Raw genomic sequence first — 12,425 nt, 5'->3', positions numbered from 1 at the left:
ATGGATATCGGGATGATTCGTGGCCTGGGCACCCTTGTTGTGATGGTGGCCTTCATCGGTTTGGCGCTCTGGGTGTTCAGCCCCAAGCGCAAGTCCGAGTTTGAAGACGCAACCTTGCTGCCGTTCGCGGATGATCCCGACGCCATCAAGCACGTCGAGCAAGCTTCTAGGAGTAACAAAGAATGACTACGTTCTGGAGTCTGTACGTCACAGTCCTCAGTCTGGGTACCATCTTCGCCCTGACCTGGCTGCTGCTGTCGACCCGCAAGGGCCAGCGCGCCGAGCAGACCGACGAGACGGTCGGCCACTCCTTCGACGGGATCGAGGAGTACGACAACCCCCTGCCGAAATGGTGGTTCATGCTGTTCGTCGGCACCATCGTCTTCGCCCTGGGCTACCTGGTGCTGTACCCGGGCCTGGGCAACTGGAAAGGCGTTCTGCCGGGCTACAACTACCTCGATAACGAGAAGCAGACCCCGTTCGCCAACGGCCAGTCCGGCTGGACCGGCGTCCACGAGTGGGAAAAGGAAATGGCCAAGTCGGACGCCAAGTTCGGTCCGATCTTCGCCAAGTACGCTGCCATGCCTATCGAAGAAGTGGCCAAGGACCCGCAAGCCCTGAAAATGGGTGGCCGTCTGTTCGCATCCAACTGCTCGGTCTGCCACGGGTCCGACGCCAAGGGCGCCTATGGCTTTCCCAACCTGACCGACGCCGACTGGCGCTGGGGCGGCGAGCCGGAAACCATCAAGACCACCATCATGGGCGGCCGTCACGCAGTGATGCCGGCCTGGCTGGACGTGATCAAGGAACAAGGCGTCAGTGACGTTGCCGCCTATGTCCTGACCAACCTCGACGGCCGCAAGTTGCCGGAAGGCCTGAAGGCCGACCCGGTCAACGGCCAGAAGCTGTTCGCCGCCAACTGTGCGGTATGCCACGGTCCGGAAGGCAAAGGCACCCCAGCCATGGGCGCGCCTAACCTGACTCACCCGGCTGCCTTCATCTACGGTTCGAGCTTCGCCCAACTGCAGCAGACCATTCGTTATGGCCGTCAAGGCGTGATGCCAGCGCAGGAACAACTGCAAGGCAACGACAAGGTTCACCTGCTCGCGGCTTATGTCTACAGCCTGTCCCACGGTGACAAGCAGGCCGACGCCGAGTAAGACCGACGCCTGAAAGCAACACCCAACGGCCCCGCCAATCAACATTGGCGGGGCCGTTTTGTTTGCGCCTGGCATCGGCTGACGCTCGACGGCGGATCACCCTTTCCAGCAACCCGGTAGCCAGGATTCGACAATATGGCGGACTTCGAGACCTGCGGCGTACGCCTGCTCACTCCCTGGAAGAATTGAACGGCGCGACGTGCAAAAGGGTCCATAATCCACAAGTCAATTGATTCAAGTCATTACACCATCAGTTGATTTCTCCCAACGCGACCAAAGGTCGCACCCTTGCGCTAGAGCTACAGGCGTATCATTGCGCCACTGCAACACCCCTTTTGACCGCGGTCGGCACGCATCGACCGAGGCATTTTTCCACTGCCGTGGGATGCAATGATGAGCAACCAGATTCCCGTACAAGACGTTACCCCGCCTGCCAAAAACGCGACCAACAGCGTCGATCTCTACGCCTCCAGGGAAAAAATCTACACCCGCGCCTTCACCGGCCTGTTCCGCAATCTGCGCATGCTTGGCGGCGCCGGATTGTTCCTTCTGTACTTCGGTACCGTGTGGCTCAACTGGGGCGGCCACCAGGCTGTCTGGTGGAACCTGCCGGAACGCAAATTCTTCATCTTTGGCGCCACGTTCTGGCCCCAGGATTTCATCCTGCTCTCGGGCCTGCTGATCATCGCCGCCTTCGGCCTGTTCTTCATCACCGTCTATGCCGGCCGCATCTGGTGCGGCTACACCTGCCCGCAGAGTGTCTGGACCTGGATTTTCATGTGGTGCGAAAAGGTCACCGAAGGCGATCGCAACCAGCGCATCAAGCTGGACAAGGCGCCCATGAGCGCCAACAAGTTCCTGCGCAAATTCAGCAAGCACAGCCTCTGGCTGCTGATCGGCTTCGTCACCGGCATGACCTTCGTCGGCTACTTCTCGCCGATCCGCGAGCTGGTCATCGACTTCTTCACCGGCCAGGCCGATGGCTGGTCCTACTTCTGGGTCGGCTTCTTCACCCTGGCCACCTACGGCAACGCCGGCTGGCTGCGGGAACAGGTGTGCATCTACATGTGCCCCTATGCACGCTTCCAGAGCGTGATGTTCGACAAGGACACCCTAATCGTTTCCTACGACCCACGCCGTGGCGAAGCCCGTGGCCCGCGCAAGAAAGGCGCCGACTACAAGGCCCAGGGCCTGGGCGACTGCATCGACTGCACCATGTGTGTCCAGGTCTGCCCCACCGGCATCGACATCCGTGACGGCCTGCAGATCGAATGCATCGGCTGCGCAGCCTGCATCGACGCCTGCGACAGCATCATGGACAAGATGGAGTACCCCCGCGGGCTCATCAGCTACACCACCGAACACAACCTCTCGGGGCAGAAAACCCATAAACTGCGCCCGCGCCTGATCGGCTATGCCCTGGTGCTGCTGGCCATGATCAGCCTGCTGGTTACGGCATTTTTCATGCGTTCGCTGGTGGGTTTCGATGTCAGCAAGGACCGGGTGCTGTACCGCGAAAACGCCGAAGGCCGGATCGAAAACGTCTACAGCCTGAAGATCATGAACAAGGACCAGCGCGATCACACCTATGTGCTGGACGCCTCCGGCCTGCCGGACCTGAAGCTGCAGGGCAAGCGCGAAATCCACGTGGTGGCCGGCGATATCGTCAGCATGCCGGTGGAGCTGTCGATTGCTCCCGAACAGCTGCCATCGACCACCAACGAGGTGAAGTTCATCCTCAAGGATGCCGACGATGACAGCGTCCATGTTGAAGCCAAGAGCCGGTTCATCGGCCCACAAATTCGTTAAGAGAAGTGATCATGCCCGCAGCCACCGCCGCAAGCCCCTGGTACAAGCACCTCTGGCCCTGGATCATCATCGGCATCCTCGCCTGTTCCGTGACCCTGACCCTGTCCATGGTGACCATTGCCGTGAACAACCCGGACAACCTGGTCAACGACAACTACTACGAGGCCGGTAAAGGCATCAACCGCTCCCTTGACCGCGAGCTGCTGGCCCAGACCCTGAAGATGCGCGCCAACGTGCACCTCGATGAGCTGACCGGCGAAGTCGAACTGCGCCTGAGCGGTGACAGCCAGCCCAAGACCCTGGAGCTGAACCTGATCTCGCCCACCCAGCCGGAAAAGGACCGCAAGATCACCCTGGCGCGCAGCGAAACCGAACACGGGCGCTACATCGGCCAGTTGACCGACCAGGTCGAAGGGCGGCGCTTCGTCGAACTGCTGGGGGTCGAGGGCGACAAGACCTGGCGCATGTTCGAAGAAGAACAGGTCAGCCATGACAAGGACCTGCTGCTGGGCGACGAGCCCCTGCAAGGTGCCGAAGACCTGAACTGAGCAGTACCTGCCGTACATCGCCGGCCCGTCGCCTCCCCTGCCCTTGCAGCGGAACCGGTGCGCCGGCGATGAGTTTTTCCCACATTACAAAGACCGCCGATGACCACGCCACTGCCTTGCTACCACTGTGCCCTGCCGGTTCCTGCCGGTAGCCGGTTCACCGCCGTCGTGCTTGGCCAACCCCGGGAGTTCTGCTGCCCGGGCTGCCAGGCAGTGGCCGAAGCCATAGTCGCCGGCGGTCTGGAGCACTACTACAGCCATCGCAGCGAGGCCTCGGCCAACCCTGAAGCCCTGCCCGTGCAACTGGTGGACGAACTGGCGCTGTACGACCGCGCCGACGTGCAGCAGCCCTTTGTCCGGCACGAAGGCGAGCTGGCGGAAACCACGCTGCTCATGGAGGGCATCAGTTGTGCCGCCTGCGGCTGGCTGATCGAAAAACACCTGCGCAGCCTGCCAGCGGTGGCTGAAGCCCGGCTCAACCTGTCCAACCACCGCCTGCACGTGCGCTGGGCCGACAGCCAACTGCCCCTGAGCCAAGTGCTCAGCGAGCTGCGCCACATCGGCTACGCCGCCCACCCGTATCAGCCGGATCGCGCCTCCGAGCAACTGGCCAGCGAAAACCGCCTGGCCTTGCGCCAGCTGGGCGTCGCCGGCCTGCTGTGGTTCCAGGCCATGATGGCGACCATGGCCACCTGGCCGGAATTCAACATCGACCTGAGCCCCGAGCTGCATACGATCCTGCGCTGGGTCGCGCTGTTTCTCACCACGCCCATCGTCTTCTACAGCTGCGCACCGTTCTTCAAGGGCGCCATGCGCGATTTGCGTACCCGCCACCTGACCATGGACGTCTCGGTGTCCCTGGCCATCGGTGGGGCCTACCTGGCCGGCATCTGGACCTCCATCAGCGGCATTGGCGAGTTGTATTTCGATGCCGTCGGCATGTTCGCCCTGTTCCTGCTCGCCGGCCGCTACCTGGAACGCCGGGCCCGGGAGCGCACCGCGGCGGCTACCGCGCAACTGGTCAATCTGCTGCCAGCTTCCTGCCTGCGCCTGGATGAAGACGGCCAGAGTGAACGCATCCTGCTCAGCGAATTGCGCCTGGGCGACCGGGTGCTGGTGCATCCCGGCGCAGTACTGCCGGCAGACGGCAAGATCCTCGACGGCCAATCGAGCATCGACGAATCCCTGCTCACCGGTGAATACCTGCCGCAGCCCCGTGGCCTGGGCGATAGGGTGACCGCCGGCACCTTGAACGTCGAAGGTGCGTTGACAGTGCAGGTCCAGGCCCTGGGCCAGGACACCCGGCTATCGGCCATCGTGCGCCTGCTGGACCGGGCCCAGGCAGAAAAACCGCGGCTGGCGGAGGTTGCCGATCGTGCAGCCCAGTGGTTCCTGCTGTTCTCGCTGATCGCCGCGGCCGCCATCGGGCTGCTGTGGTGGCAATTAGACGCCTCACGGGCGTTCTGGATCGTCCTGGCCATGTTGGTGGCGACCTGCCCTTGTGCGCTGTCCCTGGCCACGCCCACAGCCCTCACCGCCGCCACCGGCACCTTGCACAAGCTCGGCCTGTTGCTGACCCGCGGCCATGTACTGGAAGGCCTGAACCAGATCGACACAGTGATTTTCGACAAGACCGGCACCCTCACCGAAGGGCGGCTGGCGCTGCGTTCCATCCGGCCATTGGGGGCCCTGTCCAGCGATGACTGCCTGAGCCTGGCCGCTGCCCTGGAAAACCGTTCCGAGCACCCGATCGCCCGGGCTTTCGGCCGTGCCCCAGTGGCCGCCGAGGAAGTTACCAGCAGCCCCGGCCTGGGCCTGGAAGGCCTGGTGGGCGATCAGCGTTTGCGCATCGGGCAACCAGCCTACGTTTGCCAGCTCAGTGGCTGTACCGCTCCGCCCATGCCCGATGAAGCCGGCCAATGGCTATTGCTCGGTGACAGCCAGGGGGCTCTCGCCTGGCTGGTGCTGGACGACCGCCTGCGCAGTGATGCTCCGGCCCTGCTGGCGGCCTGCAAGGCCCGTGGCTGGCACACCCTGCTGCTGTCCGGGGACAGCTCGCCGATGGTCGCCAGTGTCGCTGCCGAACTGCAGATCGACGAAGCCCGGGGTGGCCTGCGCCCCGATGACAAGCTGCAAGTGCTGCAACAGCTGCACCAGCAGGGCCGCAAGGTGCTGATGCTCGGCGATGGGGTCAACGATGTGCCGGTGTTGGCCGCCGCCGACATCAGCGTCGCCATGGGCTCGGCCACTGACCTGGCCAAGACCAGCGCCGATGCGGTACTTCTGTCCAATCGCCTGGATGCCCTGGTGCAGGCCTTCAGCCTGGCCCGCCGCACGCGCCGGGTGATCATCGAGAACCTGCTCTGGGCCGGGCTGTACAATGGCCTGATGCTGCCGTTCGCCGCCCTCGGCTGGATCACTCCGGTGTGGGCGGCGGTCGGCATGTCCATCAGTTCCCTGACCGTGGTGCTCAACGCCCTGCGCCTGACCCGCATGCCGCGGTCGGCCGACAGCGCCGACGCCCCCGAAACCCGCCCGTTGCCGGCCTGAGCCGCCGGGCCTGGAGTCCAGATGCCAGCTCTTTACGTGATGATCCCGGCCGCCCTGCTGATCGTGGCCATCGCCATCTACATCTTCTTCTGGGCGGTGGACAGCGGCCAGTACGACGATCTCGACGGCCCGGCCCACAGCATCCTGTTCGACGACCAGGACCCAAGCCATACCGCCGCGGTGGATGAGGCCAAGGGCCAACCGAGCAGCGAAGCCGACCCCGCCAGAAAATCGGAACCGCCCCATGCTTGAACTGGCCCCTCTGCTGGTCTCTGCGCTGATCCTCGGCCTGCTGGGTGGCGGCCACTGCCTGGGCATGTGCGGCGGCCTGATGGGCGCCCTGACCCTGGCCATCCCACCGGAACAGCGCAGCCGACGCCTGCGCCTGCTGCTGGCCTACAACCTGGGCCGCATCCTCAGCTACGCCCTGGCCGGCCTGCTGCTGGGCCTGGCGGGCTGGGCTGTAGCCAACAGTCCACTGGCGCTGTTCATGCGAGTGCTGGCCGGGTTGCTGTTGATTGCCATGGGCCTGTACCTGGCCGGCTGGTGGAGTGGCCTGACCCGCATCGAAGGCCTTGGCAAGGGCTTGTGGCGGCATATCCAGCCGCTGGCCAGCCGCCTGTTGCCGGTTTCCAGCCTGCCCCGTGCATTGCTCCTGGGGGCGCTGTGGGGCTGGCTGCCGTGCGGCCTGGTGTACAGCACCCTGCTGTGGTCGGCGAGCCAGGGCAGCGCCCTGGACAGCGCGCTGTTGATGCTGGCCTTCGGCCTGGGCACCTGGCCTGTGCTGCTGGCCACCGGGCTGGCAGCCGAACGGATCACCGCCTTGCTGCGTCGGCGCAGCGTACGCATGGCTGGCGGCGTGCTGGTCATTCTCTTCGGCATCTGGACCCTGCCCGGTCCTCACCAGCACTGGCTGATGGGCCACTGACCCCGGGGAGGCGCCCGGCAACCGGGCCTGCACGCCTCGTCGGCACTGCTCCGGCGGCTCCCGAACACCCTTGATACAAGTCAAGATGGCCCTGGCCCGAACCTCCTAGACTCGCGAACACTGCCAGCCTATCCGGGGGAATTCCCGCATGCTCGACGCCATTCGTTGGGACACAGATCTGATCCGCCGCTACGACCTGGCGGGACCGCGCTACACCTCATACCCGACCGCAGTGCAGTTCAACAGCCAGGTCGGCGCCTTCGACCTGCTGCACGCCCTGCGCGACAGCCGCAAGGCGCAGCGCCCGCTGTCGCTGTACGTGCACATCCCGTTCTGCGCCAACATCTGCTACTACTGCGCCTGCAACAAGGTCATCACCAAGGATCGCAGCCGCGCCCTGCCCTACCTGCAGCGCCTGGAACAGGAGATGCAACTGATTGCCTGCCACCTGGCCCCCAACCAGCGGGTGGAACAACTGCATTTCGGCGGCGGCACCCCGACCTTTCTCAACCACGATGAACTGCGCCAACTGATGGCCCTGCTGCGCAAGCACTTCAACCTGCTGGACGACGACTCCGGCGACTACGGCATCGAGATCGATCCCCGGGAAGCCGACTGGTCGACCATGGGCCTGCTGCGAGAGCTGGGTTTCAATCGGGTCAGCATCGGCCTGCAGGACCTGGACCCGGCAGTGCAACGCGCGGTCAATCGCCTGCAAAGCCTGGATGAAACCCGGGCGGTGATCGAAGCGGCCCGCACCCTGCAGTTCCGTTCCATCAACATCGACCTGATCTACGGCCTGCCCAAGCAGACCCCGGAAAACTTCGCCCGCACCGTGGAAGAAGTCATCAGCCTGCAACCGGACCGGCTCTCGGTGTTCAATTACGCCCACCTGCCGGAGCGTTTCATGCCCCAGCGGCGGATCAACGGCAGCGAACTGCCTGCCCCGGCGGAAAAGCTGCAGATGCTGCAACGCACCATCGAACAGCTGACGGCTGCCGGCTATCGCTACATCGGCATGGACCATTTCGCCCTGCCCGATGATGAACTGGCCATTGCCCAGGAAGAGTCCACCCTGCAACGCAACTTCCAGGGCTACACCACTCATGGACATTGCGACCTTATTGGGCTCGGTGTTTCAGCCATCAGCCAGATCGGCGATCTCTACTGCCAGAACAGCAGCGACCTGACGCACTATCAAAATGCCTTGGCTGGCGCACAACTGGCCACCAGTCGCGGCTTGGTATGCAATGCCGATGACCGTCTGCGCCGGGAAGTTATTCAGCAACTGATCTGCAACTTTAGTCTTAAGTTCGAAGAGATCGAACAGGCTTTCAATATCGACTTTCGCGGCTACTTCAATGAACTCTGGCCGGAACTGGAAGAGATGGCCGACGACGGCCTGATTGAACTTGGCAGCGAAGCAATCATCGTGCTGCCAGCCGGTCGCCTACTGGTGCGCTCAGTGTGCATGGTGTTCGATGCATACCTGGGCCAGCAGAACCGCCAGCGGTTTTCCCGGGTGATCTAGGATTTCATGATCAAGGATGCAGCCTTCATCACCTGCTCAGGGCTCAAGCCCGCTTCTTTCATTGCCTTGGCCAGGGAGGCATTGGCGGTCAGCAAACCGCCGTTGAGTATTGCCAGGGCAGATTGCAGGCTGCCGATCCGGACCTTGGTTTCTTCTGGGCTCAGGTGCTTGTCGGCCATGACCGCCTGGAGCTGGGCGAGGGTCTCGGCAATCTGTTGTTGCAATTTTCTGATCATCTTGAGGATCTGCTGAATGTTTTCCGGCAGGCCGCTTTCCTCGATATCACTGTCACGCCCTTTGGCGGCGGCGGATTTGTTCAGGCCGGCGCCAGACAGCGACACTTTGACGCCCTCCCCGATCACTGGCTCTGCAACTAATGGAGAAACTCTTAGTTGCTCGTCAACCTGACTTGTCGAGGGCTCTTGAAGTGACTGCAAGTTATTGCTGCCATTAGTAATAGCGCCAACGGACGACATAATTTCAGCCTTCCAAGTTACTTTCGTTAACAGGTTATCGACCCATAAAAGGATAGCTTTACGACTAACAGTCAATACGGCACGGACTGGCCGGAACCTCCTCCCGTGAGTTACCCTTACGGCTTATGTGTGTTTTCCCACAAGGATTCTAGAATGTCCGAGCCAGTTAAACTGCGCGCTCACAACCAGGCCCATTGCAAGGATTGCAGCCTGGCACCCCTCTGCCTGCCACTTTCGCTGAATTTGGAAGACATGGACGCGCTGGACGAAATCGTCAAACGTGGCCGCCCATTGAAAAAAGGCGAATTCCTGTTCCGTCAGGGTGACGGCTTCGACTCGGTGTACGCCGTGCGTTCGGGCGCCCTGAAAACCTTCAGCCTGAGCGACAGCGGCGAAGAACAGATCACCGGCTTCCATCTCCCCAGCGAGCTGGTAGGCCTGTCAGGCATGGACACCGAAAGCCATCCCGTCTCGGCCCAGGCGCTGGAAACCACCTCGGTGTGTGAAATCCCCTTCGAACGCCTCGATGAGCTGGCACTGCAACTGCCACAGCTGCGTCGCCAGCTGATGCGGGTCATGAGCCGGGAAATCCGCGATGACCAGCAAATGATGCTGCTGCTGTCGAAAAAGACCGCTGACGAGCGTATCGCCACGTTCCTGGTCAACCTGTCCGCGCGCTTCCGCGCCCGGGGCTTCTCGGCCAACCAGTTCCGCCTGAGCATGTCGCGCAACGAAATCGGCAACTACCTGGGCCTGGCCGTGGAAACCGTGTCCAGGGTGTTCACCCGTTTCCAGCAGAACGAGCTGATTGCCGCCGAAGGCAAGGAAGTGCACATCCTCGATCCGATCCAGCTCTGCGCCCTCGCCGGCGGCTCGGTGGAGGGCTGATCCACAGCCTGTGCGGCTGAGCCAGGCGGCTCGGTCGCGGGTATACTGGCGCGGCCTATTTGCCCGCCAGGACACCTGAAGATGGCCTTCGATTCCTTCGACATCAAATCCCTGATCCGCCCCGTCATCGACTTCCCGAAACCGGGCGTGATCTTCCGCGACATCACCCCCCTGTTCCAGTCTCCCCGGGCCCTGCGCCTGGTGGCGGACAGCTTCGCCCAGCGTTATGTCGAAGAAGACTTCAGCCACATCGGCGCCATGGACGCACGGGGTTTTCTGATCGGCTCGATCATCGCCTACCAGTTGAACAAGCCGCTGATCCTGTTCCGCAAACAGGGCAAGCTGCCGGCCGACATCCTGGCCGAGGGCTACCGGACCGAGTACGGCGAAGCCTTCATTGAAGTCCACGCCGACAGCCTGTGTGAAGGCGACTCGGTGCTGTTGATCGATGACCTGATCGCCACCGGTGGCACCCTGATCGCCGCCGCCAATCTGGTACGGCGCATGGGGGCCAAGGTCTATGAAGCCGCGGCGATCATCGACCTGCCGGAACTGGGCGGCTCGCAGAAGCTGCAGGACATGGGGATCCCGACCTTCTGCCTGACCCAGTTTTCCCTGACCGAGCGCTAGCCTGCACCTACAGCCCCATCTGCTTGCTGATGATTTCGTTCATCACCTCGCGAGTGCCGCCGCCGATCGACAGAATGCGGTTGTCGCGATACAGGCGCTCCACCAGGCTTTCGCGCATGTAGCCCATGCCACCGAGGATCTGCACTGCATCGTGGGTAATACGGTCTGCGGTATCGGTGGCGAAGTTCTTGGCCATGGAAATTTCCTTGATCACGCTCTTGCCGGCGGCCATCTTCGCCGCCTGGCGATAGGTGAACTCCCGGGAAACCTCCAGGGCCGTGGCCATCTCCGCCAGACGGTGCTTGAGCACCTGGAACTTGGCGATGGGCTTGCCGAACGCCTCCCGCTCGCGCGCCCACTTCAGGCTTTCCTCCAGGGCCATCTGTGAGGTCATGTTGGCCATCAGGGCCAGGGCCAGGCGTTCGCTCTGGAAGTTGCCCATGATGCAGGCAAAGCCCATGTCCTCGGCGCCGATCAGGTTGCCCACCGGCACCCGGCAATCGTCGAAGAACAGCTCGGCGGTATCCGAGGCCCACCAGCCCATCTTTTTCAACTGCCGACCCACAGTGAAGCCCGGCGTGCCCTTTTCGACCAGCAACAGGCTGATACCGCCGTAGCCAGGTTCGCCGGTGCGCACCGCAACGGTGTAGAAGTCGGCGCGCACGCCACTGGTGATGAAGGTCTTGCTGCCACTGAGCCGGTAATGATCGCCATCGCGCACGGCGCGGGTCTGCAGGTTGGCCACGTCCGAGCCGCCGCCGGGCTCGGTGACCGCCAGGGCGCTGATCTTCTCCCCCGACAACACCAGCGGTGCGACCCGCTCGCGCAATTCGGGGCGGGCCCATTTGACGATGGGCGGCAGGCCGATATCCAGGGAGCCGAGGCCCGCCACCAGGCCGCCGGAGCCACTGCGCATCAACTCCTCGCTGGCGGCGATCTTGGCGAACAGATCACCCTCATGGCTGCCGCCCAGGGCCTCGGGGTAACCGATGCCCAGAAGCCCGGCGGCCCCGGCCTTTAGGTACAGCTCACGGGGGAAACTGCCGGCCTCCTCCCACTCGTCAATCTGGGGAAGGATTTCACGCTCGACGAAACGTCGCACGCTGTCGCGGACCAACTGGTGGCTGGGGTCGAAGTATTCCTGGCAGGCAGACATCGGCAAGCTCCTCTGAAGGGTCGAAGGAACTTACCAAGCGCTTGCTTGGTTTTCAAGAGAATGCGTGGCGCATCCTTCGCCAGTCAGCCGACTTCCGCAGTCTTACAACGCTATGGGTTTGCGCCCGGCAAAGGAGTGAGCCAGGGTGCCGCCATCCACCAGTTCCAGCTCGCCGCCCAGAGGCACGCCGTGAGCGATGCGCGAGGTGATCAGGCCCTTGTTGGTCAGCAGTTGGGCGATGTAGTGCGCAGTGGCTTCGCCTTCCACAGTCGGGTTGGTGGCCAGGATCACTTCGCTGAAGCTGCCCTGCTCCTCGATACGCGCCAGCAACTGCGGAATGCCGATGGCCTCCGGGCCCAGGCCATCCAGAGGCGACAGGTGGCCTTTGAGCACGAAGTAGCGCCCGCGATAGCCGGTCTGCTCCACCGCGTACACATCCATCGGCCCTTCCACCACGCACAGCAGGGTGTCGTCGCGACGCGGATCGGCACACTGCGGGCACAGCTCGTCTTCGGTCAGGGTCCGGCACTGGCGGCAATGCCCCACGCCTTCCATGGCCTGGCTCAAGGCCTGCGCCAGGCGCAAGCCACCACTGCGATCACGCTCGAGCAGTTGCAGGGCCATGCGCTGGGCGGTTTTCTGACCCACGCCCGGCAAGGTGCGCAGGGCATCGATCAGTTGGCGAATCAGGGGGCTGAAGCTCATGGGCAAAGGTCCGACAAAAACAACGAGACGCGGTTTATACCCGC

13 protein-coding genes are annotated in these 12,425 nt (G+C 63.0%); 10 read left to right on the top strand and 3 right to left on the bottom strand.

Annotated features, from left to right (window positions below; all coding sequences use genetic code 11):
• The 8 genes from AC1RL5_RS28220 to hemN all read left to right on the top strand — a co-directional run bounded on the left by AC1RL5_RS28220 (position 1) and on the right by hemN (position 8,526).
• Complete coding sequence (locus tag AC1RL5_RS28220; protein ID WP_011060239.1) at positions 1 to 186, top strand: CcoQ/FixQ family Cbb3-type cytochrome c oxidase assembly chaperone; 186 nt, start codon at positions 1 to 3, stop codon at positions 184 to 186.
• A complete protein-coding gene (gene ccoP / locus AC1RL5_RS28215; RefSeq protein WP_011060238.1) occupies positions 183 to 1,160 on the top strand; it encodes a cytochrome-c oxidase, cbb3-type subunit III in 978 nt (325 codons plus the stop codon). Before AC1RL5_RS28220 ends, ccoP begins: the two co-directional genes overlap by 4 nt.
• A gap of 393 nt (positions 1,161 to 1,553) precedes the next feature.
• Positions 1,554 to 2,969: a cytochrome c oxidase accessory protein CcoG gene (gene ccoG / locus AC1RL5_RS28210; RefSeq protein ID WP_011060237.1), complete on the top strand. Its 1,416-nt coding sequence runs from the start codon at positions 1,554 to 1,556 to the stop codon at positions 2,967 to 2,969.
• 11 nt (positions 2,970 to 2,980) lie between these two features.
• Positions 2,981 to 3,517 carry a FixH family protein gene (locus tag AC1RL5_RS28205; RefSeq protein WP_011060236.1) on the top strand — a complete coding sequence of 179 codons (537 nt, stop codon included), beginning with the start codon at positions 2,981 to 2,983 and terminating at the stop codon, positions 3,515 to 3,517.
• Positions 3,518 to 3,616: 99 nt separating this feature from the next.
• Entirely contained in the window at positions 3,617 to 6,067 is a 2,451-nt protein-coding gene (locus AC1RL5_RS28200) for a heavy metal translocating P-type ATPase (protein ID WP_093406284.1), read from the top strand.
• A gap of 21 nt (positions 6,068 to 6,088) precedes the next feature.
• Positions 6,089 to 6,319, top strand: coding sequence for a cbb3-type cytochrome oxidase assembly protein CcoS (ccoS, locus tag AC1RL5_RS28195; RefSeq protein ID WP_011060234.1), 231 nt, complete (start codon positions 6,089 to 6,091; stop codon positions 6,317 to 6,319).
• The gene (locus AC1RL5_RS28190; RefSeq protein WP_011060233.1) at positions 6,312 to 6,995 is read left to right on the top strand and encodes a sulfite exporter TauE/SafE family protein; all 684 of its coding nucleotides are present in this window, start codon (positions 6,312 to 6,314) and stop codon (positions 6,993 to 6,995) included. The genes ccoS and AC1RL5_RS28190 overlap by 8 nt, the downstream gene beginning before the upstream one ends.
• A gap of 148 nt (positions 6,996 to 7,143) precedes the next feature.
• Entirely contained in the window at positions 7,144 to 8,526 is a 1,383-nt protein-coding gene (gene hemN / locus AC1RL5_RS28185; RefSeq protein ID WP_011060232.1) for an oxygen-independent coproporphyrinogen III oxidase, read from the top strand.
• Here the strand turns inward: hemN and AC1RL5_RS28180 are convergent.
• Entirely contained in the window at positions 8,523 to 9,002 is a 480-nt protein-coding gene (locus tag AC1RL5_RS28180; RefSeq protein WP_065363452.1) for a hypothetical protein, read from the bottom strand. The two genes, hemN and AC1RL5_RS28180, sit on opposite strands and share 4 nt — an antisense overlap.
• A 153-nt stretch (positions 9,003 to 9,155) precedes the next feature.
• On the opposite strand from AC1RL5_RS28180, the gene fnrA reads away from it, so the two are divergent.
• Together fnrA and AC1RL5_RS28170 are read left to right on the top strand one after the other, a co-directional pair.
• The gene (gene fnrA / locus AC1RL5_RS28175; protein WP_011060230.1) at positions 9,156 to 9,890 is read left to right on the top strand and encodes a Crp/Fnr family transcriptional regulator FnrA; all 735 of its coding nucleotides are present in this window, start codon (positions 9,156 to 9,158) and stop codon (positions 9,888 to 9,890) included.
• An 81-nt stretch (positions 9,891 to 9,971) separates the two neighbouring features.
• Complete coding sequence (locus AC1RL5_RS28170) at positions 9,972 to 10,520, top strand: adenine phosphoribosyltransferase (protein ID WP_011060229.1); 549 nt, start codon at positions 9,972 to 9,974, stop codon at positions 10,518 to 10,520.
• A 7-nt stretch (positions 10,521 to 10,527) separates the two neighbouring features.
• Here the strand turns inward: AC1RL5_RS28170 and AC1RL5_RS28165 are convergent, their stop codons facing one another.
• Both AC1RL5_RS28165 and recR read right to left on the bottom strand, forming a co-directional pair.
• Positions 10,528 to 11,676, bottom strand: coding sequence for an acyl-CoA dehydrogenase family protein (locus AC1RL5_RS28165; protein ID WP_093406287.1), 1,149 nt, complete (start codon positions 11,674 to 11,676; stop codon positions 10,528 to 10,530).
• A gap of 102 nt (positions 11,677 to 11,778) precedes the next feature.
• The gene (gene recR, locus AC1RL5_RS28160; RefSeq protein WP_011060227.1) at positions 11,779 to 12,381 is read right to left on the bottom strand and encodes a recombination mediator RecR; all 603 of its coding nucleotides are present in this window, start codon (positions 12,379 to 12,381) and stop codon (positions 11,779 to 11,781) included.
• Positions 12,382 to 12,425 lie beyond the last annotated feature (44 nt).

Source organism: Pseudomonas sp. GW822-FHT06D10 (genome assembly GCF_058799535.1).
The sequence above is the reverse complement of the archived record's forward strand: the minus strand, read 5'-3'. Positions and strand labels throughout refer to the sequence as shown.

What these genes read in the sequence shown, in the direction of transcription:
- AC1RL5_RS28205 (WP_011060236.1), top strand. Translation starts at nt 2,981, where the DNA reads ATGCCCGCAGCCACCGCCGCAAGCCCCTGGTACAAGCACCTCTGGCCC.
- hemN (WP_011060232.1), top strand. Translation starts at nt 7,144, where the DNA reads ATGCTCGACGCCATTCGTTGGGACACAGATCTGATCCGCCGCTACGAC.
- AC1RL5_RS28200 (WP_093406284.1), top strand. Translation starts at nt 3,617, where the DNA reads ATGACCACGCCACTGCCTTGCTACCACTGTGCCCTGCCGGTTCCTGCC.
- AC1RL5_RS28180 (WP_065363452.1), bottom strand. Translation starts at nt 9,002, where the DNA reads ATGTCGTCCGTTGGCGCTATTACTAATGGCAGCAATAACTTGCAGTCA.
- AC1RL5_RS28170 (WP_011060229.1), top strand. Translation starts at nt 9,972, where the DNA reads ATGGCCTTCGATTCCTTCGACATCAAATCCCTGATCCGCCCCGTCATC.
- ccoP (WP_011060238.1), top strand. Translation starts at nt 183, where the DNA reads ATGACTACGTTCTGGAGTCTGTACGTCACAGTCCTCAGTCTGGGTACC.
- AC1RL5_RS28165 (WP_093406287.1), bottom strand. Translation starts at nt 11,676, where the DNA reads ATGTCTGCCTGCCAGGAATACTTCGACCCCAGCCACCAGTTGGTCCGC.
- ccoS (WP_011060234.1), top strand. Translation starts at nt 6,089, where the DNA reads ATGCCAGCTCTTTACGTGATGATCCCGGCCGCCCTGCTGATCGTGGCC.
- AC1RL5_RS28220 (WP_011060239.1), top strand. Translation starts at nt 1, where the DNA reads ATGGATATCGGGATGATTCGTGGCCTGGGCACCCTTGTTGTGATGGTG.
- AC1RL5_RS28190 (WP_011060233.1), top strand. Translation starts at nt 6,312, where the DNA reads ATGCTTGAACTGGCCCCTCTGCTGGTCTCTGCGCTGATCCTCGGCCTG.
- ccoG (WP_011060237.1), top strand. Translation starts at nt 1,554, where the DNA reads ATGAGCAACCAGATTCCCGTACAAGACGTTACCCCGCCTGCCAAAAAC.
- recR (WP_011060227.1), bottom strand. Translation starts at nt 12,381, where the DNA reads ATGAGCTTCAGCCCCCTGATTCGCCAACTGATCGATGCCCTGCGCACC.
- fnrA (WP_011060230.1), top strand. Translation starts at nt 9,156, where the DNA reads ATGTCCGAGCCAGTTAAACTGCGCGCTCACAACCAGGCCCATTGCAAG.